Annotated in this window: 25 protein-coding genes; 11 read left to right on the top strand and 14 right to left on the bottom strand. The window is 69.4% G+C overall.

Annotated features, from left to right (window positions below; translation table 11 throughout):
* Positions 1–81: 81 nt before the first annotated feature.
* Positions 82–615 carry a hypothetical protein gene (locus DWG18_RS12855; RefSeq protein WP_115647553.1) on the bottom strand — a complete coding sequence of 178 codons (534 nt, stop codon included), beginning with the start codon at positions 613–615 and terminating at the stop codon, positions 82–84.
* A gap of 183 nt (positions 616–798) precedes the next feature.
* Here DWG18_RS12855 and DWG18_RS12850 point away from each other — a divergent pair, with 183 nt between their 5' ends.
* A complete protein-coding gene (locus DWG18_RS12850; protein ID WP_205289356.1) occupies positions 799–1302 on the top strand; it encodes a DUF3465 domain-containing protein in 504 nt (167 codons plus the stop codon).
* On the opposite strand, the gene DWG18_RS12845 is transcribed toward DWG18_RS12850, so the two are convergent.
* Positions 1296–1562, bottom strand: coding sequence for a YkgJ family cysteine cluster protein (locus DWG18_RS12845; RefSeq protein ID WP_162823839.1), 267 nt, complete (start codon positions 1560–1562; stop codon positions 1296–1298). The two genes, DWG18_RS12850 and DWG18_RS12845, sit on opposite strands and share 7 nt — an antisense overlap.
* Positions 1559–2431 (bottom strand): shikimate dehydrogenase, encoded by an 873-nt coding sequence (aroE, locus tag DWG18_RS12840; RefSeq protein WP_115647550.1) that lies wholly within the window; start codon positions 2429–2431, stop codon positions 1559–1561. The genes DWG18_RS12845 and aroE overlap by 4 nt, the downstream gene beginning before the upstream one ends.
* A gap of 26 nt (positions 2432–2457) precedes the next feature.
* Here aroE and DWG18_RS12835 point away from each other — a divergent pair, with 26 nt between their 5' ends.
* Complete coding sequence (locus DWG18_RS12835; protein WP_240318530.1) at positions 2458–3360, top strand: TolB-like protein; 903 nt, start codon at positions 2458–2460, stop codon at positions 3358–3360.
* 469 nt (positions 3361–3829) lie between these two features.
* Here the strand turns inward: DWG18_RS12835 and hemB are convergent, their stop codons facing one another.
* The 8 genes from hemB to DWG18_RS12795 form a co-directional block, all read right to left on the bottom strand.
* Positions 3830–4822, bottom strand: coding sequence for a porphobilinogen synthase (hemB, locus tag DWG18_RS12830; RefSeq protein ID WP_115647549.1), 993 nt, complete (start codon positions 4820–4822; stop codon positions 3830–3832).
* 221 nt (positions 4823–5043) lie between these two features.
* Positions 5044–6147 (bottom strand): sulfate/molybdate ABC transporter ATP-binding protein, encoded by a 1104-nt coding sequence (locus DWG18_RS15600; RefSeq protein WP_115647548.1) that lies wholly within the window; start codon positions 6145–6147, stop codon positions 5044–5046.
* Positions 6110–6922 (bottom strand): sulfate ABC transporter permease subunit CysW, encoded by an 813-nt coding sequence (gene cysW, locus DWG18_RS12820; protein WP_115647547.1) that lies wholly within the window; start codon positions 6920–6922, stop codon positions 6110–6112. Before cysW ends, DWG18_RS15600 begins: the two co-directional genes overlap by 38 nt.
* 28 nt (positions 6923–6950) lie before the next feature.
* Positions 6951–7811 carry a sulfate ABC transporter permease subunit CysT gene (gene cysT, locus DWG18_RS12815; protein WP_255417423.1) on the bottom strand — a complete coding sequence of 287 codons (861 nt, stop codon included), beginning with the start codon at positions 7809–7811 and terminating at the stop codon, positions 6951–6953.
* A 17-nt stretch (positions 7812–7828) separates the two neighbouring features.
* Positions 7829–8830, bottom strand: coding sequence for a sulfate ABC transporter substrate-binding protein (locus DWG18_RS12810; protein WP_115647546.1), 1002 nt, complete (start codon positions 8828–8830; stop codon positions 7829–7831).
* A gap of 17 nt (positions 8831–8847) precedes the next feature.
* Positions 8848–10275: a porin gene (locus DWG18_RS12805; protein WP_162823838.1), complete on the bottom strand. Its 1428-nt coding sequence runs from the start codon at positions 10273–10275 to the stop codon at positions 8848–8850.
* A gap of 87 nt (positions 10276–10362) precedes the next feature.
* Complete coding sequence (locus DWG18_RS12800; RefSeq protein WP_115647544.1) at positions 10363–10557, bottom strand: YezD family protein; 195 nt, start codon at positions 10555–10557, stop codon at positions 10363–10365.
* Positions 10554–10982, bottom strand: coding sequence for an Rrf2 family transcriptional regulator (locus DWG18_RS12795; RefSeq protein ID WP_205289355.1), 429 nt, complete (start codon positions 10980–10982; stop codon positions 10554–10556). The genes DWG18_RS12800 and DWG18_RS12795 overlap by 4 nt, the downstream gene beginning before the upstream one ends.
* A 125-nt stretch (positions 10983–11107) precedes the next feature.
* On the opposite strand from DWG18_RS12795, the gene DWG18_RS12790 reads away from it, so the two are divergent.
* Positions 11108–11938 carry an ABC transporter permease gene (locus DWG18_RS12790; protein WP_115647542.1) on the top strand — a complete coding sequence of 277 codons (831 nt, stop codon included), beginning with the start codon at positions 11108–11110 and terminating at the stop codon, positions 11936–11938.
* 32 nt (positions 11939–11970) lie between these two features.
* Positions 11971–13515, top strand: coding sequence for an ABC transporter ATP-binding protein (locus tag DWG18_RS12785; RefSeq protein WP_205289354.1), 1545 nt, complete (start codon positions 11971–11973; stop codon positions 13513–13515).
* A 1-nt stretch (position 13516) separates the two neighbouring features.
* Here DWG18_RS12785 and DWG18_RS12780 read toward each other — a convergent pair whose 3' ends face one another.
* Genes DWG18_RS12780 through DWG18_RS12770 form a run of 3 tightly spaced genes read right to left on the bottom strand, consistent with a single transcriptional unit; the run spans position 13517 to position 16095 of the window.
* Positions 13517–13765, bottom strand: a complete 249-nt coding sequence (locus DWG18_RS12780) for a hypothetical protein (RefSeq protein ID WP_115647540.1) — start codon at positions 13763–13765, stop codon at positions 13517–13519.
* 9 nt (positions 13766–13774) lie between these two features.
* Positions 13775–14758 carry a pteridine-dependent deoxygenase gene (locus DWG18_RS12775; RefSeq protein WP_240318529.1) on the bottom strand — a complete coding sequence of 328 codons (984 nt, stop codon included), beginning with the start codon at positions 14756–14758 and terminating at the stop codon, positions 13775–13777.
* Complete coding sequence (locus tag DWG18_RS12770; protein ID WP_115647539.1) at positions 14755–16095, bottom strand: NAD(P)/FAD-dependent oxidoreductase; 1341 nt, start codon at positions 16093–16095, stop codon at positions 14755–14757. The genes DWG18_RS12775 and DWG18_RS12770 overlap by 4 nt, the downstream gene beginning before the upstream one ends.
* A gap of 110 nt (positions 16096–16205) precedes the next feature.
* On the opposite strand from DWG18_RS12770, the gene DWG18_RS12765 reads away from it, so the two are divergent.
* Genes DWG18_RS12765 through DWG18_RS12735 form a run of 7 tightly spaced genes read left to right on the top strand, consistent with a single transcriptional unit; the run spans position 16206 to position 22116 of the window.
* A complete protein-coding gene (locus DWG18_RS12765; RefSeq protein ID WP_115647538.1) occupies positions 16206–16475 on the top strand; it encodes a phosphopantetheine-binding protein in 270 nt (89 codons plus the stop codon).
* A 1-nt stretch (position 16476) separates the two neighbouring features.
* Positions 16477–17166, top strand: a complete 690-nt coding sequence (locus DWG18_RS12760) for a ketosynthase (protein ID WP_240318528.1) — start codon at positions 16477–16479, stop codon at positions 17164–17166.
* A gap of 7 nt (positions 17167–17173) precedes the next feature.
* Positions 17174–17944 (top strand): lysophospholipid acyltransferase family protein, encoded by a 771-nt coding sequence (locus DWG18_RS12755; RefSeq protein WP_115647537.1) that lies wholly within the window; start codon positions 17174–17176, stop codon positions 17942–17944.
* Positions 17945–17947: 3 nt separating this feature from the next.
* Positions 17948–18235: a hypothetical protein gene (locus DWG18_RS12750; RefSeq protein ID WP_115647536.1), complete on the top strand. Its 288-nt coding sequence runs from the start codon at positions 17948–17950 to the stop codon at positions 18233–18235.
* Positions 18232–19206: an acyltransferase gene (locus DWG18_RS12745; protein WP_115647535.1), complete on the top strand. Its 975-nt coding sequence runs from the start codon at positions 18232–18234 to the stop codon at positions 19204–19206. The genes DWG18_RS12750 and DWG18_RS12745 overlap by 4 nt, the downstream gene beginning before the upstream one ends.
* Positions 19133–19774, top strand: coding sequence for a LolA-related protein (locus DWG18_RS12740; protein WP_115647534.1), 642 nt, complete (start codon positions 19133–19135; stop codon positions 19772–19774). The genes DWG18_RS12745 and DWG18_RS12740 overlap by 74 nt, the downstream gene beginning before the upstream one ends.
* Positions 19771–22116 carry an MMPL family transporter gene (locus DWG18_RS12735; protein ID WP_115647533.1) on the top strand — a complete coding sequence of 782 codons (2346 nt, stop codon included), beginning with the start codon at positions 19771–19773 and terminating at the stop codon, positions 22114–22116. Before DWG18_RS12740 ends, DWG18_RS12735 begins: the two co-directional genes overlap by 4 nt.
* The last annotated feature ends 15 nt before the right edge of the window (positions 22117–22131 follow it).

The raw sequence follows: 22131 nt of genomic DNA, 5'->3' as shown, positions 1-22131 counted from the left end.
CGATCGCGCGGCGGGCCATCGTGGTCTGGACGAACGCTCGTGCGTCGGGATCGACGCAACGCGACCCGGTCGGCGCTCGCCTCAGGCGACGCGCGGCGCCGTCTGCGCGACGTCGTCGAACAGTGCGTTCTCGGTCTCGCGCAGCAGGCCCTGGGCGTAGATCGTCCAGGCGAGGTAGGCGCGGATGCGCTGGAAGTAGCGGTGGCCGAACGGTTCGCGCTCGCGGATGCGGCGTTCGCAGCGGCGCTTCTGCTCTTCGAGGTATTCGCGGATGCGGCCCAGCTTCTCGCGGGCGCGCGGCACCGACAGGCCCTCGAGTGCGAAGAAGGGCAGCGACTCGTAATGCGGATGCCGCGACAGCGGCGACTTGTTCCAGTTCACCGCGGCGATCGCCGCCAGCTGGCCGGGGCCGCCGCACTGGCCGCAAGTGCACGTCACCTGCCAGCGCTCGCCGTTGAACTCCAGCGATGCCTCTTCGCCGCAGGCGGCGCACGGATTGATCCAACGTGCGGCGTCCAACGGATCATCGGGGCCGAAATCGAGCCAGCTCGGATCGATCTCGATCACGCGATCCAAGGGGTCGACGGCGCGGAGGTTGCGGGGGTGCTCGTGCATCGGGTTCCTCGGGGGGCAACGCGGTGAGGGCCGGTCGGCCTGGTCCCCTGTGTAAAGCGCCGCCTTCGTCGGGCGGGGGCGCATTGTGCCGCTTACGTTGTTAACGCGACGCGTCCGACGATGGCACGATGCATCGCAGAACGGGCTCCGCTGCGGCCCGATGGTGCGACTCGGAAGATTACGGTGCGTCGACCTGCGACCCTCGTCACGCTGTTGCTTGCCGCCGGCGCCGCCTGGGTCGCCGCGCGTGGACCGCTTTCGCGCGCGCCGTCGTCGCCAGCGGCCGTGCCCGGTCATGCGGACGCGGCGGACGCCGAACGCGCGCCACGTCCACGCGGGCGGGACGCATCGTCGACCGGCGATTCGGTGCTCGCCGCCGTCCGTGCGCATGCGCAGGACGCGCCGGTCGACGGTCATGGCGAGGTCGTGCGTATGCTCGCCGACGACCGCGAAGGCAACCCGCACCAGCGTTTCCTGCTGCGCCTCGACGACGGCACCACCGTGCTGGTCGCGCACAACATCGCGCTGGCGCCGCGACTGGACGGGCTCGCCGTCGGTGACCGCGTCGACTTCCGCGGCGACTACGTCTGGAATCCGAAAGGCGGTGCGCTGCACTGGACCCACCGCGATCCGCACGGCAGTCATCGGGACGGCTGGCTGCGCTGGCGCGGCCGCACCTATCAGTAAGGCGCGGTGTCCGTTTCGAGGCGCGCGAGCCTGCGCAGTGCGTCGTCGCGATCGAGGCCGCACATCGACGCGGACGGTTGCAGCGACGCGCACACCGCCGGCCGTCGCGGGTCGCCGAACAGGCGGCAACGCAGATGCGCATCGAGCTGCACGCAGGGCACGCCCGCAGGCTTGCCCTGCGGCATGCCCGGGATCGGCGAGCTGATCGACGGCGCGATGCAGCAGGCCGCGCAGCCGGCGCGACACGCGAACGCGGTCACGTGCGATCGCGATCGTGGCGCAACGCGGCGTAGACCGGCGCGGTGTCGGGCATGACGCCGTGCCACAGGCGGAAGCTTTCTGCAGCCTGCTCGACCAGCATGCCGAGGCCGTCGATGCATGTGGCGGCGCCAGCTTGCGTGGCGGCGTCGAGGAACGCGCGCGCCGTGTCGCCGTAACCGAGGTCGACGGCGGTCCAGCCGTTCGACAATGCGGCGGGAAACGGCCACGTCACGTCCGCATCGCTGCGCGCGGCGGACGTGGTGTTGATGACGATGTCGATGGGTCGCGTATCGGGCGTCGCATCGGTGTCGAGTGACGCGTGCATTGACCAAGGCGAGGCGACGACGCGGTGATCCGCAAGACGCTCGGCGAGCGCCGACAGTCGATCCGTCGAACGATTGGTGATCGCCAGCGTCGCGACGCCCGCATCGAGCAAGGCCGGTGCCACGCCCGCAGCCGCACCGCCCGCACCGATCAGCAGAAGACACGCGCCCTCGAGCGCGACGCCGTGGCGATCGCGCAGGTCGCGCACCAAGCCGACGCCGTCGGTGTTGTCGCCATGCCACCTCGCTGCGCCATCGACATCGTCGAGACGCACCAGCGTGTTCACCGCACCCGCGCGCTCGGCGCGTTCGCTGCGCGTCGCGCACAGCATCGCGGCCGCATTCTTGTGCGGCAGGGTGACGTTCGCGCCGCGGCCACCGTCCTGCGCGAAATCTGCGAGCGCCTGCACGAAGTCGTCGGGCGTCGCATCGACGCGGGTGTACTCGAGGTCGATGCCACACTGCGCCGCGAACGCCGCATGGATGAACGGCGACCGCGAATGCGCGACGGGGTGGCCGAACACGGCGAATCGGTTACGGTGCATCGGTCCTCGGCTGCCGGATTCCACGCGTGCGCACCGTACACCACCGATCCCGCGGCGTCGCCGTGGTCCTCGCCACACTGTTCATCGCCATGCCCTGCACGGCGTTCGCGCCGTGGGGCATGGAAGGCGTGGGCGTGGTGTCCACGCGCGACACCGAGATCCGCGCGACGGTCAGCCCTGATGGCTCGATGATCGTCTGGGGCAGCCCCGATCGCGCGGGCGGACCGGGCGGCTGGGACCTCTGGCGCGCGCGTCGCATCGACGGCCGCTGGCAGAACCCGCAGCCGCTCGAACTCGACACGCCCGCCAAGGAATTCGATCCGATGTTCAGCGCGGACGGGCGCTGGCTCTACTTCTTCTCCGATCGCGTCGGCGGGCAAGGCGGCGACGATCTCTATCGCGCGCCGGTCGCGGCGGATGGGGCGATCGGCGCTGCCGAAAACCTCGGCCCGGGCGTCAACACGCGCGGCGACGAATGGGCGCCGACGCCGAGTCGCGACGGTCGCCGCCTGTTGTTCGCGAGCGACGGACAACCCGGCGCGCGTCGTCACGACCTGTTCGTGGCGACGTGGAACGGCAAGGCGTTCGTCGATGCGAAGACCGTTCCGGGGATCGCGACGGACGCCGATGAATTCGATGGCACGTGGATCGGGGATGGCGACGGGCTGGTGTTCGCGCGATCCGCAGATGTCGAGTCGAAGCCGATCCGCCTCTATGTCGCGACGTGTCGCGCGAAGGCGTATGGCGACGCCGTGCCGATGGCGGTGGCGTTCAATACCGCGGATGCGTGGACGCTCGCGCCGGCGATCGATTGGAATCGTCCGGTGGAGATGTTGATCAGCGGTGCGGCGCCGTCACCGAAGGCGGGGAAGCTCGACATCTATCGGGTGCTTACGCCGGTGGTGAGGGGGGATGGGAGTTGTGGGTGATGTTTTGGCGACATGCGTAGCTGCGTGCGACATGACGCCGTCCGCGTGCAAGGCAATTTCGTCTATCGACTGGAAACTGCAAGGGCGTTTCGTCCGCTGACGCGGCCGAGTTACTTTCTTTGCTGGTGCAAAGAAAGATAACCAAAGAAAGCACCTTTCTCGACGAATCTACAGCTCGCGACGGATGACTCCTCGCGATCGCCACACTCGCCATCCATGGCTCGGGTGGCGACGGCCGACATCGTGTCGGCCGCCCCTTTGGGGTCTTTACGATTTGAGTCGGTTGTCGATGTCGCACGTACAACGCTCGTAGTAGCGCTGACTCGTTGCGCAAGGCGTGCAGTCCAAATTGACGCGCGCGACATCTTTTACGTTCCGCATCATGTCATCGCTCTGCAGCGCCGAACGAAGCGCGATGCCACAAACAGCGAGGCCGCCCGAAGGCGGCCTCACGTGCAGGAGGAGTGGCTTACGCGCCCTCGCGCATCCACCGCGCCGCATCCAGCGCGTAATACGTCAGCACGCCGTCCGCACCTGCGCGTTTGATCGACGTCAGGGCCTCGAGCGCGACCTTCTTCTCGTCGAGCCAGCCGTTCATCGATGCCGCCTTTAGCATCGCGTACTCGCCGCTCACCTGATACACGAACGTGGGCGCGCCGAATTCATCCTTCACGCGACGCACGATGTCGAGGTAGGGCAGGCCCGGCTTGATCATGATCATGTCGGCGCCTTCGGCGAGATCCAGCGAGACTTCGCGCAGCGCTTCGTCGCTGTTCGCGGGGTCCATCTGGTAGGTCTTCTTGTCGGCCTTGCCGAGTGCCGTCGCGCTGCCGACGGCGTCGCGGAACGGGCCGTAGAACGCGCTCGCGTACTTCGCGCTGTAGGCGAGGATGCGCGTGTGGATGTGGTCGTCCATCTCCAGCGCGGCGCGGATCTCGCCGATGCGGCCGTCCATCATGTCGCTGGGCGCGACGATGTCGGCGCCGGCGCGTGCGTGGCTCAGCGCCTGCTTCACCAGCGCATCGACGGTTTCGTCGTTGAGCACGTAGCCGTTCTCGTCGATCAGGCCGTCCTGACCGTGCGAGGTGTACGGGTCGAGCGCGACGTCGGTGATCACGCCGAGTTCGGGGAAGCGCGACTTCAGCGCGAACACCGCGCGCTGCACGAGGCCTTCGTCGTCCCACGCGGCGGCGGCGTCGAGCGACTTCGCCTCCGGCGCGGTGACCGGAAACAGCGCGAGCGCGGGAATGCGCAGCTCGACGGCCTGCTCGGCGACGCGCAGCAGTTCGTCGACCGACAGCCGCTCGACGCCGGGCATCGATGCGATCGGCGCGCGGCCGGACAGTTCGTGGACGAACACCGGGTAGATCAGGTCGCCGGCGGTGAGAACCGTCTCGCGCATCAGGCGGCGCGAGAACTCGTCGCGGCGCATCCGCCGCGGTCGCACGTAGGGGTAGCTCATGGCGCGCAGTTTACGCTCCGCCGCGGAGGCACCGGCATGCGAGACGCTGAATGCCCCGGCGCGCGGGATGCGACCCGCTTGCGTCCTGCCGTCGGGCCGCGTCGCCTCTCCAGGGGCTGCGCCCCCATCTGCGCGACCCGGCGAAGACCTCGATCCCACGCGGCAGGAGCGAACGAGGTCACCGCGCCCGCGCATCGCCACCGCGACGCGCCCGCGACCCGTCAGTACGGAAACACCCCGTACCGCCGCGGCTTCACATGCACCGCCGCGCCGCGCTCCGGCACCGCGACATCGTTGGCGACGTCCACCTCCACCGTCCCGCCGCGCGCCAGCGCGACCTCCAGCGTGGTGACGCCCGCCAGACGGCGGATGTCGGTGACGCGCCCGGCGAAGCCCGCATCGGCTAAAGCCGCATCGTGCGGCCGGAAGTACAGGCGCGCGCGACCGGGGGCGCTGTCCGTCGGCAACGCGGCGATCGCGTGCCCGTCGCCGAAGCGGCCGTCGCGCACCTCGCCGTCGATCGTCGACGCACGCCCGATGAAATCGAATGCGAATGCGGACGCGGGCGTGTCGTAGATCTCCGCCGGCGTGCCCACCTGCTCGATGCGCCCGTCGCGCAGCAGAACCACGCGATCGGCAAGTTCCAATGCCTCTTCCTGATCATGCGTAACGAACAGCGTGGTCTGCCCCGTCTGCTCATGCAAACGGCGCAACCAGCGCCGCAGTTCGACGCGCACCTTGGCATCGAGCGCGCCGAACGGCTCGTCGAGCAGCAGCACACGCGGCTCGATCGCAAGCGCGCGCGCAAGGGCGATGCGCTGCTTCTGTCCACCGGACAGCTGTTCCGGATAGCGACCGCCGTGCTCGGGCAACTGCACCAGCGCGAGCAGCTCCTGCACGCGCCGCGCGATGTCCCCCTTGGACGGGCGACGCGACCGCGGCCGGCTGCGCAGGCCGAACGCGATGTTCTCGGCGACGGTCATGTGCCGGAACAGCGCGTAGTGCTGGAACACGAAGCCGACGCCGCGTTCGCGCAATGAGAGCCGCGTCGCGTCGGTGTCGTCGAAATGCACCCCGCCGGCGTCCGGCTGCAGCAGGCCGGCGATCACGCGCAGCAGCGTGGTCTTGCCGGAACCCGAGGGCCCGAGCAGCGCGACGAGCTCGCCCGCGCCGACGTCGAGGTCGACGGCGTCGAGGGCGGCCAGTCCTTCGTAATGCTTGGACAGGCCGCGCACGGTGAGGCGCGTGCCGGTGGCGCGGGCGGTTTTCACGGCGGCGGGCGCGAGGTCAGTGGCGAACGGTAGGGCGAGCGAGGGCGTCGCCATGGCGGGACTCCAGCCAGAATTTCAGGATGAGCGTGACGAGGGCGAGGCCGGCCAGCAGCGACGCGGCGGCGAACGCTGCGGTGCTGTCGAACTCGTTGTAGAGGATCTCGATGTGCAGCGGCAGCGTGTTGGTCAGCCCGCGGATGTGGCCCGACACCACCGACACCGCGCCGAACTCGCCCATCGCGCGCGCCGCGCACAGCAGCACGCCGTAGAGCAGGCCCCACTTGATGTTGGGCAGCGTGACGCGACGGAACATCGTCCATGCGCCCGCGCCGAGCGAGCGCGCGGCGAGTTCCTCGTCCGCGCCCTGCTGTTGCATCAGTGGGATCAGCTCGCGCGCGACGAACGGGAACGTGATGAACAACGTGGCCAGCACGATGCTGGGACGCGCGAACAGGATCTTGAGGTCGTGTTGCTCGAGGAACGACGCGAACCAGCCATGCGAACCGAACAGCAGCACGAGGCACAGACCGGCGACGACCGGCGACACCGCGAACGGCAGGTCGATCAGCGCGAGCAGCACGCGCTTGCCGCGGAAGTCGAAGCGCGTCACCGCCCAGGCGAGCAATACGCCGAACACGGCATTGAGCGGCACCGCGATGCCGGCGGTGAACAGCGTGAGCTTCAGCGCGGCGATCGCGTCGTCGGTGGTCAGCGCCGACCACCACGCGCGGAAGCCGTCGCCGAACGCCGCGCTCAGCACCATCAGCAACGGCAGCACGACCAGCGCGGCCATCAGCACGAACGCGAGCAGGATCAGCGGCCAGCGCATCCATGCCGGTGCATCGAGGGGATGACGCTCAGACACGGCGGCCTCCCTTCGAATGCGCGAACAGCGACGGAATCGCGTTGATCGCGAGCAGGCAGACGAACGAGGCGACGAGCAGCAGCGCGGCGATCGCGATCGCGCCGTTGTAGTCGTATTCCTCGAGGCGAATCGTAATGAGCAGCGGCGCGATCTCCGTCTTGTACGGCAGGTTGCCGGCGATGAAGATCACCGAGCCGTATTCGCCGAGCGCGCGCGCGAACGCGAGCGAGAAGCCGGTGAGCGCGGCGGGCAGCACTTCCGGCAGCACGACGCGACGCCACGTCGTGAAACGCGACGCACCCAGCGACGCCGCGGCTTCTTCCTGCTCACGGCCCAGTGTTTCCAGCACCGGTTGCACCGTGCGCACCGCGAACGGCAGGCCGATGAACACCAGCGCGATCACGATGCCGATCGGCGTGTACGCGATCTTCCAGCCGAGCGTCTCCGCGTACTGGCCGACCCAGCCCTTCGGCGAATAGATCGCGGTGAGCGCGATGCCGGCGACCGCGGTCGGCAACGCGAACGGCAGGTCGACGAGCGCGTCGAGCAGGCGCCGCGCGGGAAAGCGATAACGCACCAGCACCCACGCGATCAACACGCCGGCCAGCGAGGCGACCACCGCCGCCGCGAACGATGCGCCGAAGCTCAGCTTCAGCGCCTGCTGCACGCGTTCGTCGTGGATCGCGCGCAGCCAACCGTCGTGTCCCAGGCCTGCCGCGCGCACCGCGAGCGCGAGCAACGGCAGCAGTACGACCGCGCCCAGCCACGCCATGCCGAGCCCAAGACTCAGCCCGAAGCCCGGCAACGGCGAGCGCCGCGCACGTCGGGACGTGCGCGGCGTCGGGCCTTCGATCGCGGCGGCCGCGAGCGTCACGGGCGATAGATGCGGTCGAAGAAGCCGCCGTCGGCGAAGTGCTGCGCCTGCGCCTTCTTCCAGCCGCCGAACGCGCCGTCGATGGTCACGAGCTTGACCTTCGGGAAGCGCGCGAGATCCGCGGCGGCCACGCCGGTGGTGTCGATCGGACGGAAGAAGTGCTTGGCCGCGAGTTGCTGGCCGGTGGGCGAATACAGGAAGCGCAGGTAGGCCTCGGCCTGCTTACGCGTGCCGTGCTTGGCGACGTTCTTGTCGACCCACGCCACCGGTGGCTCGGCGAGGATCGACACCGACGGCACGACGATCTCGTACTTGCCCGCATTGCCCGGCTGCGAAAGCGTCAGCAGCGCCTCGTTCTCCCACGCGATCAGCACGTCGCCGATGCCGCGCTCGACGAACGTCGTCGTTGCGCCGCGCGCGCCGCTGTCGAGCACCGGCACGTTCTTGAACAGCTTCGACATCCAGTCGACGACCTTGTCGCCATCGCGCAACTGCTGCGAGGCGTACGTCCACGCGGCGAGGTAGTTCCAGCGCGCGCCGCCCGAGGTCTTCGGGTTCGGCGTGATCACCGACACGCCGGGCTTCACCAGGTCGCCCCAGTCCTTGATGCCCTTCGGATTGCCCTTGCGCACGAGCAGGACGATCGTCGACGTGTACGGCGCGCTGTTGTGCGGCAGGCGCGTCTGCCAGTTCGCCGGCAGCAGCTTGGCGTTCGCGGCGATCTGGTCGATGTCGCCGGCAAGCGCGAGCGTCACCACGTCGGCTTCGAGGCCGTCGATGACCGAACGCGCCTGCTTGCCCGAGCCGCCGTGCGAGGCGCGGATGTCGAGCGTTTCGCCGGTCTTCTGCTTCCACTCGGCGGCGAAGCGCGTGTTGACGTCCGCGTAGAACTCGCGTGTCGGGTCGTAGGAGACGTTGAGCAGTTGCAGGTCTTTGGCGTGCGCGGCGCCGGCGATCAGCGTCGCGGCGAGCACGGCGGTGCGGAGCAAGGTCTTCATGGGGGAGGCCTCGGCGGTCAGAAGGAGACTTGGGCGCGGGTGAAGAAGGTCTTCTCGGTTTCGCGATCGGCGCCGGCGGCGGCACCGCCGTCGAAGTCCGCTTCCGAGTAGTTGGCGACGAGCTTGAGGTTCTGGGTCAGGTACCAGTTGACGCCCAGCGTCCACGCACGGCTGCGGCGTGCGGCCGCATTCGGGTCGGCGAACAGCGGGAAGGCGTCGTCGTCGATCTCCAGGGCGCCGATGCGCGCCGCGAGTTCCACTGCACCGAAGCCTGCGCCGTCGACGTTAAAAGGATGGCTAGGCCGCGTTACGCCGCGATACGACGCGTCCTCGCCCGTGAGCACCCAGCTCGCGGCGAGCTGCCAGGCGCGGTTGTCGAGCGTGGCCGACGTCGTGCCGACGCGCAGGTCCTGCTTCGACTCGATGTATTCGCCGAGCAGCCCGAACGGGCCGTTGTAGTAGTACGCCTGCGGCGACCAGCGCCGGCGTTCGCCGTTCGCGAGCACCGCGGCGCGGTAGCCGAAGAACTGCACCTGGCCCGGCGTGCGGTAGCGCGGCAGCACGTTGGAGCCGGTGCCGACGGCGTCGCCCGTGCTCGCGGAAATGCCGAAGCCGAGGCCGGACAGTGCGCTCGCGTCCTCGCGGAACGGTTCCCAGAACACGCGGCCGGCGTACTCGATCTTGGAGTCGGGATTGCTCGACGTTGGCGCGTCGCGGCCGTCCGGCGCGCCGTTGAACGCGCCGACGGCGTACGTCAGGCCGTTGGTGAACTCGCCCTGCAGCTGCGCGCCGAAGTCGCGGTTGGGGGCGAGCTCGGACGGATAGCCGAGTTCCATGAAGGTCGTCGCACCCGACGACTGCAGGCGCTCCAGCCCGATCGGCGCCTTGAACTTGCCGGCGCGCACGGTGGCGCGCGGGTCGAACTTCAGGTCGATGTAGGCGTCGGCGATCGTCGCGCTGTCGCCGGCGAATTCCGGCATGACGCGGAAGCCGACGAGCTTGCCGAACTGGCCTTCGAGGATGGGCTGCACGCGGCGCAGCAGGAAGCCGTCGTTCTGCGGCAGCGCCTTGTCGTCGATCCACGCGCGCGCATCGCCCTGCACGAGCCCGCGCAGCTTCACTTCGACGCCGTCGGCCGCTGGCGACTTGAACGAGACGCCCTTGGCCGCGCTGACGGTGAGCGTCGACGCGCTCGCGGCCTTGTTGGCGGCGTCCTCGGCCTGCAGTTCGAGCTGGCGTTCGATGACTTTCAGGCGCTGGTCGAGATCGGCGAGCGATTCGCCGGAGGCGTCAGACGACGTGGCATCAGCTGGCACGCCGAGCTTCTGCTCGAGCACGCGCAGGCGCTCGGCCAGCTGGTCGACGGTGGGGGGCGGTTGCTGCGCATGCGCGACGCCGGTGGCGGCGAGCAACGCGACGGCGAGAAGAGTGGGACGTGCGGTCATGAGGCGTTCCGTTGAGGTGGTTTCGCGCGCGGTGCGCATCGAACGTTCTTGGTCGCGCGTCCGGTGGTCCGGTCGGCGCGTATGGGGTCAGCGTCCGTCCACCCGCAGCTTCTGGCTGCGCGTGATCTGGACGATGCGATCGGAATGCACGACGACTTCCACCGAGCCGAAATGCAGTTCGCGCAGGGCGGCGAGCACGGCTTCCTCGGCTTCGGTGACGGGAATGGCGAGGCGCGGCGGATCGCGCCGTGGCGTCGCCTGCGGGAAGGGCGTGGTGCTCATGCGGGGATCTCCAGCGTGCGGGCGTCGTTCGCCGCAAGGCTGCCGACGCTCACCGCGTCGAGCACGTTCGACAGCGCGTCGCGGGCGTCGCGCATCACGGCGCGCAACGCGCAGGCCTCAGGCTCGGGGCATTCGGGGCAGGCGCGGTAGGCGGTGACGCTGGCGCAACGCACCGGAGCAAGCGGGCCGTCGATCACGCGGATCACGTCGCCGAGCATGATCTGCGTCGCCGGGCGCGCCAGCGCATGCCCGCCGGCTGGACCGCGACGACTCTCGACCAGCCCGGCGTCACGCAGCTCGACCAGGATCGCCTCGAGGAATTTCTCGGGCGTGCCGCTGCGCTCGGCGAGCGCCCGCGCCTGAAGCCGCGCGCCGTCCGCCTGCGCGAGCGCGCTCAGGGCGCGCATCGCGTACTTGGCCTTCATCGTCAGCATTTCCCAGTCACCATGTGGGAAATCTGCCGAGGCGCGCCCGCGGGCGGAAAGGGCGGCGCAGCATCACCTCATGCCCGGCCGGCATGACGCCTTGACCGGGCCGTTACGATGGCGCCGTGCGTTCCCCGTTTCCGCCGCTGGTCCGCGTCAGTCTCGCCGTCCTCGGCGTGCAGGCGCTCGTGTGCACGGTCGGGCCGTGGCTACTGCCGTTCGATGCGCAGACGCCCGATTGGGACGCGTTGTCGGTGGCGCCGGGTGTCGCGCGCCACGGCTTCGGCACCGATGCGATCGGTCGCGACGTCCTCGCGCGCACGCTCGCGGGCGGCCGGCTGTCGCTCGGCATCGGCGTGCTGTCGAGCGTGCTTGCGCTGCTGATCGGGCTGACCTATGGCGCCGTGGCGGGCCTTGCCGGAGGGCGCGTCGAACGCCTGATGGTGCGCGGGCTCGACGTCGTCAGCGCGATCCCGTTCCTGCTCGTCGTCATCCTGCTGCTCACACTGTTCGACCGCTCGCTGACGCTGCTGCTCGCGGCGATCGGCGGCTACGTCTGGATCGACTTCGCGCGCGTGATGCGAGCGGAAGCCGCGCGCCTGCGCAATGAACCGTTCGTGCTCGCCTCCGAGGCGATGGGCGCGACCTTCGCGCAGCGCCTGCGCCTGCACGTGGTGCCGAACCTGTTGCCGCTGGCGATGGTGTACCTCGGCTTGATCCTGCCGCAGGCGATCCTGGTCGAAAGCTTCCTCGGCTTCCTCGGTCTGTCGATCGACGAACCCGGTGCGAGCTGGGGTTCGCTATTGAGCGACGGCGTGCAGGAACTCGACAGCGCACCGTGGACGCTGCTGTTTCCCGCCGCCTTCCTCGTGACCACGCTCGCCGCGTTCCAGATGCTCGGTGACGGCCTGCGCGACTGGCTCGACGTGCGCACGCGTCCGCAGGCCGCCGCATGACGGCGCCGCTGCTGCATTTATCCCGGCTCCGCGTGGACAACGCCCATCGCCGCCTGCTTGCACTGCTTTCGCTCGAACTGCATGCCGGCCAATGCACCGCCCTGGTCGGCGAGAGCGGAAGCGGCAAGAGCCTGACCGTGCAGTCGCTGCTCGGCCAGCTTCCGCACGGGCTTCATTCGGCGGCGTGGCTGAGCTACGAAGGTCGCGACATCCCGTTCCGTTCCCCCGCGCACCAGGCCCTCGCCGGGCGCGGCATCGCATGGGTGCCACAGGATCCGCTGGCGGCGCTGCATCCACTGAAGCGCGTCGGCGCGCAACTTGTCGAAACGCTGCGCGTCGTGCGCGGCATGTCGAAAGCGGAAGCAAGTGTCGAGGCGCGTACGTTGCTCGATCGCGTGCAGGTGCCCGATGCGACCTCCGCACTGCGCCGCTATCCGCACGAGTTCTCCGGCGGGCAGCGCCAGCGCATCGCGATCGCCCTCGCGCTCGCCACGCGCCCCCGCGTGCTGGTCGCCGACGAGCCGACCTCCGCACTCGATGCGCGCATCGCCCGCGACATCCTGCAGCTGCTCGACACGCTGCGACGCGACGACGACCTCGCCGTGTTGCTCGTCAGTCACGACCTGCCGCTGGTCGCCGCGCACGCGCAGCAGGTACTGGTGTTGCGACGTGGCGACGTGGTGGAGCAGGGCGACGCGCGCGACGTCCTGACGCAGCCGCAACACCCCTACACACGCGACCTCGTGGCCAGCGAATCGCTGGGTGCCGACCACACCGAAGAACGACACGATGACGCGCCTTCGGACGTCGTGCTCGAAGCCCGCGGCCTTCGCCTTCGGTATCCCGGCGCCACGCGCGATGCACTCGACGGCGTCGATCTCGTCCTGCATCGCGGCGAGGCGCTGGCGCTGGTCGGCGAGAGTGGCAGCGGCAAGAGCTCGCTCGGCCGCGCGCTATTGCGTCTCACGCGGGGTGCGCAAGGCGAGGTGTGCCTGCATCACGACGGCCGCGTCGTCGACCTGCTGAACCTCACGCCGCGCGCGCTGCGCGAGGTGCGTCGCGCGATCGGCGTCGTGTTCCAGGATCCCTACGCATCGCTCGATCCGCGCATGCGCGTGCTCGATCTCGTCACCGAACCGCTGCGGCTGCATGGCGTGGGCGACGCGAACGGGATGCGCGAGCATGCGGCCGCGCTGCTGCACGACGTCGGCCTCGACGCCTCGATGCTCGATCGCCACCCGCATCAGTTCTCCGGCGGGCAGCGCCAGCGCATCGCGATCGCGCGTGCGCTCGCCAACGATCCCGCGCTGCTGCTCTGCGACGAGGCGGTGTCCGCGCTCGACGCGCATCATCGGCTGTCGATCCTCAAGCTGCTCGATCGCCTCAAGCGCGAGCGTCGGCTCTCGCTGTTGTTCATCACCCACGACCTCGCCAGCGCGACGCAGCTCGCCGAGCGCATCGCCGTCATGGAGCAGGGTCGCATCGTCGAGACCGGATCGACGCGCGACGTGCTGGCCGCGCCGACGCATCCCCACACGCAGGCGCTGCTCGGCGCGCGGCCTGCGACCGCGCGCTAGCTCAGAACAGCCCGCCGCCGAGGTGGAGGCGGATCACCGCGACCACGATCACCACGAGGTTGATCACGAGTCCGGCCTTCGCGCGGCCACGGTTCTCGCGACGCGTCAGCGCGAACCCGATCGCACCGAGGATCGCGCCGAACGCGGCGAACGGAATCACCAGCCAGTTCATCGCGCCCAGTAGCGGAATCAGCGCCAGCAGCATCCACAGCAGCATGCCGATGCCCCACAACAGGCTGATCAATCCCATCGCGTCATCTCACCCGTGGCAACCGTCGATTTCGAGGCGCAGTTCGCGCCGGCACACGCGTGCATGCAGCACCACGCGCGGTGCGTCCGGCGCACGCGCGGCGAGGCCGGCATCGACCTGCGCGATCTCGTCCGCCTCGCGCACGTAGGCCTTGAGCAGTGTTTCCGCGCCGAGTTGGGGTGCGAGGTCGGGTCGACGCGTGCGTGCGACGCCGACGAGCGACCGGATGTTCTCGAGCGTTTCGTCGAGCTGCGCGTCCGGGCAGTCGGCGTGCAGCGATTCATGGCCGCGGATCGCCGCGGTTCCCGAGAGAAGCAGCGGCATCGGTGCCGGCGGCAGCATGGCGCGCGCGAAACTCGGCGGCTGCGGGCCGTACTGGCGCGGGTAGCGGTAGGCGCTGACCTGGCGAGGATTTTCCAGCGGCGTGCCGGCGGTGCGCGACGCGAGCCAGTACACCTGCAGGCGCCCGGTGCAACGCACGCGGCCGATCGCGGTCGCCGCCGGCAACGTTGCCGTCGACAACGCTTCGCCGAGTCCGTCGGCGCGACCGACGCAGAAATGCTTGTAGCGCTCTTCGTCGCCCTCGCCGACGGTGATGTCGTCGAGGTAGTTCCAGATGCGCAGCAGGTGCGGATAGCCGAGGTCGGCGGTGCGCCTGCGCAGCGCGGCATAGGCGTGCTCGGCGGCGGCGCGGATGTCGCCATCGACTTCCGGTACGTCCATCGCGGCGACGAGCAGCGTGCCGTCGTGCGCGTAGGCGAGGTCGTCGATGCGACCGGCGGCGACGTGGCCCGACGTGCGCCAGACCTCGAGCGGTGCGTCGCCCAGCGGTTCCAGTGCCACGCGGATCAGGCGCGGATCGTCCGACATGGGTGCGTTCGCACCGAAGGCGACGACGGCGAGCACGTCGCGCGACGCGAGCAACACGTCCAGCGACTCGTGCGAATAGGACATCGACAGCGCCGGCGCGCCCACGGACAGCGGCAGCGTCATGGCGCGCCCTGCAGCGTGTCGCCTTCGAAGCCCATGCGGGCCTGGCGACGACGCGCGAACCAGTTGCGCACCGCCGTGCGGACCATCGACAGCGCGGTCAGCGAATAGATCAGGCGGAAGATGCGCAGGCGCCACACCACCGGGCGCGCGTCGAACACGTCGCCAGCGAGCATCGACACCACCGCACGCTCGACGCCGATGACGTCGCGCGGATTCGCGAACAGGTGCTTCATCGTTGGCGAGGTAAAGCGGTAGATGAACCACTTGAACTCGTCGATGCCGGTGTCGAATTCCTTCTGCAGGGCCTTGAAGATCGACGCTTCGCGCGCGGGCTCGCGCAGCGCCGCGTCGACCGCCTTGGCGCCCTGTTCGGCGCTGTGCATGGCCAGGAACACACCCGACGAGAACATCGGGTCGACGAACGCGTAGGCGTCGCCGACCATCAGCCAACCCGGCCCGTGCATGCGCGTGCATTCGTAGGCGTAGTTGCCGGTGGCGTGCACGGGCGCGACGCGTTCGGCGCCGGCCATACGCTCGGCGGCTTCCGGCACGGACAGGATCGTGCGCATCAGGAAGGCTTCGCTGTCGCCGCCACGTTCCTTGAGGTATTCGGGTGAACACACCGCACCGATGCTCATCACGTCCTCGCGCAGCGGGATGAACCACATCCAGCCGTGCGCGTGGCGATACACGGTGATGTTGCCGGCGTCCGGGCCTTCGCGACGCGAGACGCCGCGGTAGTGGCTGAACACGGCGGCCGACTGGTGCCGATCGTTGCGCTTCTTCAACTTCAGCGCGCCGCCGAGCAGCGTGTCGCGACCGGTGGCGTCGACCAGCAGCTTCGGGCGCAGCGAGTACGCGCCGTCCGGGCCCGTCGCATGCACGCGTACCGGACGCCCGTCATCGCCGAACTCGACTTTGCCGACCTTGGTGTTCTCACGCGCATCGACGCCGGCCTCGCGCGCGTGTTCGAACAGGATCTGGTCGAACTCCTCGCGCTTCACCTGGAACGCGAAGTCGCTGCTGCCGCGCAGGGCATGGTCGAAATGGAAGACGTTGTAGCGGCCGCCTTCGACGGGGAAGTCCGCGCCGCGCTTGAGCACGCCGATTTCGCGCACTTTTTCGAGTACGCCCAGGCGTTCCAGGATCGGCATGTTCATCGGCAGCAACGATTCGCCGATGTGGAAGCGCGGATGCGCCGCCTTCTCCAGCATGGTCACGGACCATCCAGCCCGCGCCAGCAATGTCGCGACCGTACTGCCCGCCGGTCCGCCGCCGACCACCAGCACATCACATGCCTCGGGGGCATCGATGGCACAATTTCGCACCTCACTCATGCCCCGGATGATACCGGGCGCGCCGCGTCGCGACGGAACTGAACCGTTCACGGCTTGCGGTCGCGCCGCGGCGGTCGGATGGTGCCAGCCCTGAAACAACGGAAGACCCGATGTCGAACCAGACTGCCGCCGAAACCGAACTCGCCGAACTGCTCGTCCAGAGCCTCAACCTCGAAGGCGTCAACGCCGCCGACATCGAACCGACCGCGCCGCTGTTCGGCGACGGCCTGGGCCTCGATTCGATCGACGCGCTCGAACTCGCGCTCGCGATCAGCAAGCGCTACGGCTTCCAGCTGCGTTCGGACAGCGACGAGAACCGTCGCATCTTCGGTTCGCTGCGCGCGCTCAGCGAGCACGTCCAGGCCAACCGCGCGGCCTGACATGAACATGGCGCTCGCGCGCCTGCTGCTCAGCGCGGCGTACCCGCTGCTCGCGCATGCCGCGAGCGCGGCGCACGATCCGCGGCTCGCCGCCCTCGCGCTCCTCGACATCGTGCTGATCCTGCTGGTCGTGCCGCTCGGCCAGCGTCGCGCGTGGGCGTGGCTGACCGTCGCGGTATCGGCGCTCGTGCTGTGGTTCGCGCAGAAGACGGTGCCGTTGCCGGTCGCGCTGTTGCTGCCGCCCGTGCTGTTCCCGTGGCTGGTCGCGTGGTTCTTCGCGCGGACGCTGCGCGAGGGGCGCGTGCCGCTGATCAGCCGGATCGTCGCGGGCCTCGAGGATTGCAAACCCGCCGATCTCGCGCCGCCGCTCAAGACGTATACGCGTAACCTCACGCGCCTGTGGGCCGTGGTGCTCACCGGCATCGGCCTCGCCAACTGCGTGCTCGGCGTGATCGCGGTGCCGGACGGGTTGCTGGTGCGCCTCGGCTACGCGCCCATCGTGACCGTGCCGCAGATCGTGTGGTCATGGTTCGCGAACCTGCTCGACTACGGCGTTGCCGGCCTGCTGATGGTCGTCGAGTACATCGTGCGCATCCGCCTTTTTCCGGACCGACCCTACAAGACACTGTCCGAATTCATCCGTCGCCTGACCGCGCTTGGCCCCGCGTTCTGGCGTGATGTCATCCGCTGAGCGACCCATGTCCGCATCCACCGAATCCCTGACCCTCGTCGAACCCTGGCCGCTGCGCGCGGCGTGGCTCGTTGCCAACGCGGTGCAACTCACGTTCACGCTGCTGTGGACGGCAGGCTGCATCTCGCTCGCGTTGCTCGTGCGTGCGATCACCCGCAGTGCGCGTGTGCCGCTGCGCATGGCGTCGTGGCTATGGGCACCCGGCCTGCTCGGCGGCGCCGGTGCGCGCGTCGACGTGCGCGGCGTCGAGAACGTCGACTGGTCCAAGCCCTGCGTGCTGGTGGCGACGCACGAGTCGATCATCGACATCTGTGCGCTGTTCCGCGCGGTGCCGGTGCCGCTGCGCTTCATGCTCAAGCAGGAAATGACGCGCGTGCCGTTCGTGGGCTGGTACGCCAAGGCGATGGGCATGTGCTTCATCGAACGCGACGGCAGCCGGGCGTCGATGGTGAAGAGCCTGCGTGCGGCGGCGGAGATCGTGAAAGCCGGCCACGTGCTGTGCATCTTCCCGGAAGGCACGCGCAACACCGGCGGTCGCGTCGGCGAATTCAAGGCGGGCGCGTTCCAGGTCGCGTTGTCGACCGGCGTGCCGGTGATTCCGGTGGCGATGACGGGAGCGGGCGCGGTGTTGCCGCCGTACAGCTTCCGCGTGCGCCCGGGCACGATCCGCCTGCGCATCGGCACGCCGATCCATGCCGAAGGCACCGGCGGCGAAGCGCGCGAACAGCTCGCCACCCGCGCCCGCGACGCCGTCATGGCGCTGATGGCGCAGGATTGAACGATGCAGTTCGTGATCGACCCCGCGCACCCGTGCCTGCCCGGCCATTTCCCGGGCCATCCGATCGTGCCGGGGGTGGTGCTGCTCGATCGCGTGGTCGAAGCGATCGAGGCCGACGCCGGTCCGCTGCACGGCGTGCGTCTGCCGCAGGTGAAGTTCCTGCAACCGCTGCATCCGGGTGAAGTCGCGCGCATCGAACTCGACGGCGCCGCGCCGCGCTGGCGTTTCAGGGTGATGCGCGACGACGTGCTGCTCGCCAGTGGCGACGTTGTCGCCGGTGGCGCGCCGTGAACACGAACTGGAAGGAACGCCCCGAAGGCGGCGGCTGGTTCGCGATCTGGCTGATCCGCAGCATCGGGCGCTACGGCGGCCGCAGCGTCGCACGTGCGCTGCTGCATCCGATCACGCTGTACTTCCTGCTGCGTCGTCCGTTCGAGCGCGAAGCGTCGCGACGCTTCCTCACCCGCGCACTCGGTCGCCCGGCGACGACGCGCGACATCGCGAAGCACATTCACACGTTCGCCTCGACCATCCTCGATCGTGTCTTCCTGCTCAGCGGCGAACTCGATCGCTTCGACATCCGCACGACGGGTCTGGACGAACTGCACGAACCGCTCGATCGCGGGCAGGGCGTGCTGCTGGTCGGCTCGCATCTCGGCAGCTTCGACGCGATGCGCGTGCTCGGCACGCGCCGCCCGCAGACCAAGATCCGCGTGGTCCTCGACAAGAAGCACAACGTGGCGATGCAGACGCTGCTGGACGCGCTGAATCCGGAACTGGCCGCCAACATCATCGACGGCGGCATGGATGGCCCGTCGGTGCTGCTCGCGATCAAGGAAGCGACCGACGAAGGCGCGCTCGTGGCGCTGCTGGTCGACCGCGCGCAACCGGGTGCACCGACGCTGGACGTGCCATTCATGGGCGGCACGGCGTCGTTCCCGACCGGACCGTGGATGATCGCCGCCATGCTGAAACTGCCGGTCTGCACCGCGTTCGGCCTGTACCGCGGCGGCAACCGCTACGACCTGGACTTCACCATGTTCAGCGACCGCTTGGTCGCCGACCGGCATAACCGCGCCGCGGTGATCGCCGACTGCGTGCGGCGCTATGCCGGCATCCTCGAAGCGACCGCACGACAGTCCCCGTACAACTGGTTCAACTTCTTCGACTTCTGGCGCGAGACCGACCATGCCGCGACGCTCCCTGCTTCCGCTCCTGCTGCTGACGCTGGCGATGCCGTCGGTCCACGCCGCATCGCCTGAGATCGAGACCGGCTGGATCCTGTCCAAGCTGGCGCGCCCCGCGCCGATGCGCACGCAGTTCGTCGAGCTCCACGGCTCGCGCCTGCTCAAGGCGCCGCTGCGCATCGAAGGCGAATACGCCCGACCGAACGACGACACACTGGTGCGCGAGGTGCGCCTGCCGTACGCGGAGACCTCGACCATTCGCGCCGGCAGCGTGACCATCAAGCGCGGCACGTCGTCGCATACGTATTCCCTGGATCGCGCGCCGCAGCTGGCGGGCCTGCAATCGAGCTTCGGCGCTTTGCTGAGCGGTGATCGCACGCAGCTCGAACGCGCGTTCCGCATCGACAGCAGCGGCTCGCGCGAGCAGTGGACACTGCAGCTGACGCCGAAGGACAAGCGCACGGCGACCTATGTGCGCACGATCGCCTTGTACGGCCGCGGCGCGGAACTGCGCTGCATCGAGACGACACCCGCCAAGGGCGACCTGCAGCGCACGCTGCTCGCCGGCGCCGCGCAGTCGGCGAGTGGCGTCGCGGACGCCGCATCGCTCACCACGCTGTGCCACGGCGCAGCGACGCGATGAGCGACGGGCGCAGTCTCACACCGCGGCTTCGCCTTCTTCTCGCTTTCGTCTGGCTGGCGCTGCTCGCGCTGCTGGGCTGGGCCGCGAGTCGCACGCTCGATCTCGGTGGCGACCTGCGCAAGTTCATGCCGGCGCCGCAGACGCCGGCGCAGCACTTCCTGATCGACGAGCTCGGTGAAGGCCCGGGTTCGCGCCTGCTGTTGCTCGCGATCGATGGGGGCACCGCCGACCAGCGCACCGCGCAGTCGCACGCACTCGCCGCGAAGCTGCGCACGACGAAGGGCATCGCGCTCGTCGCGAACGGGGATGCGGACCTGTCCGCGATTCCCGAACGCCTCCGGCCATATCGCTATCTGCTTTCCGATGCGCCCTCCACCGGCGGCCTCGGCGCGGCCACGCTGGGCGACGAACTGCAGCAGCGCGTCGCCGACCTCGGCTCGCCGATGGCGTCGATGATCGAGCCGGTGATCGAACGCGATCCCACGCTGGAGATCCTCAAACTCGCCTCGCAGTGGGAGCCCGCCGCGTCACCGCAGAAGGCCGATGGCGTGTGGGTCAGCCGCGATGCGTCCCGCGCGCTGCTCGCCGTGCAGACGACGGCCGCGGGCTTCGATCCCAAGGGCCAGGAAGCCGCGGTCGGCGCGATCCATGCCGCGTTCGATGCGGTGCGCGGCAAGACGCCGACGCATCTCGTCATGACCGGCCCCGGCGCGTTCGCGGTGGAAGTGGCCGGACGCACGCAGCATGAGGCCGGGTTGATCGGCACGGTCGACTCCATCTGCTTCTTCCTGCTGCTGTGGGTCGCGTACCGCTCGTGGAAGGCGCCGCTGCTCGGCGGCCTGCCCCTCGCGACTGCTGGTCTTACCGGTCTCGCCGCGGTCGCATTCGCGTTCGACGGCGTGCACGGCATCACCGTCGCGTTCGGGTTCACCCTGATCGGCGTCGCGCAGGACTATCCGATCCATCTCTTCAGCCACCAGCGTCCCGGTCTCTCGCCGTGGACGAGCGCGAAGGCGCTGTGGCCGACGCTCGGCACGGGCGTCGCGTCGACCTGCATCGCCTACATGACGTTCCTGGTATCGGGCGTCGACGGCCTGCGCCAGCTCGCGGTGTTCACCATCGTGGGTCTGGGCAGCGCGGCGATCGCCGCACGCTTCCTGCTGCCGGGCCTGATCGATCCCGCGCCGCGCGATGTCGCGGATTCGCGGCGTCTGCGTGCGCTGTGGGCGCGGATCGCGCGCTGGCCGCGGCTCGGCGTCGTTTCCGGTCTCGTGCTGGCGGCAGTCTTGCTCGCCGCGCTGAGGTTCGCACCCGGCGCGTTCTGGGAAAACGACCTGTCCAAGCTCACGCCGGTGCCGGCCGCGGCGTTGCAGCAGGATGCGCAGCTGCGCAACGAACTCGGCGCGCCGGACGTACGCTATCTCGTCACGATCGAGGGTCGCGACGTCGAGTCCGTGCTGCAGGCCAGCGAACGCCTGATCCCGACGCTGGACGCGTTGCGTGCGAAACATGCGATCGCCGGCTACGACCTCGCCGCGCGTTACGTGCCGAGCGCCGCGACGCAGCGCGCGCGCCAGGCGCGACTTCCCGATGACGCCACGCTGCGCCACGACCTTGGCACCGCGCTCGCGTCGAGTCCGTTCGTGGCCGACGCGTTCGAAGGCTTCGTCGAGGACGTCGCCACCGCGCGCAGCGCGAAGCCGCTCACGCCGGCCGATCTCGACGGCACGCCGCTCGCAAGCGCCGTCGAAGGCCTGATGCTGCAGCGCCCCGGCGGCACGACGGCGCTGGTCACGCTGACCGGGCTCAACGATCCGATGGTGGTCTCACGCGAGTTGCAGGGCACCGGCGCGCAGCTGATGGACCTCAAGGACGCCTCGGAATCGCTGGTCGCCGCGTATCGCGGCCGCGTGCTGTGGGCGCTTGCGCTGGCCGCGGTGCTGCTGATCGCGACGGTGTTCGTCGCGCTGCGCACGCCGCGTCACGTGCTGCGCGTGCTCGCGCCGATGGCGCTGACCACGCTGTTGATCCTCGCGGTGCTGCGCGTGTTCGGCGTCGAGCTCAACCTGTTCCACTTGGTCGCGCTGATTCTCGCCGCGGGGCTGGGCCTCGACTACGCGCTGTTCTTCGACCACGCGGGCGACGATCCCGACGAGCAGGTGCGCGCCCTGCACGCGATCATCGTCTGCTCGCTGACCACGCTGCTGGTGTTCCTGCTGCTCGGCCTGTCGACGATCCCAGTACTGCGTGCGATCGGTCTGCCGGTCGCGATCGGCGTGGGATCGAACTTCGTGCTCGCGTTGCTGATCGTCCGCCACGACAGCGTGGAGCGCACGGCGTGACCACGCTGCCGCAGT

Source organism: Lysobacter sp. TY2-98, from assembly GCF_003367355.1.
In the GTDB taxonomy this organism is placed as follows: domain Bacteria; phylum Pseudomonadota; class Gammaproteobacteria; order Xanthomonadales; family Xanthomonadaceae; genus Cognatilysobacter.
This window is presented reverse-complemented; position numbering and strand designations above follow the sequence as displayed.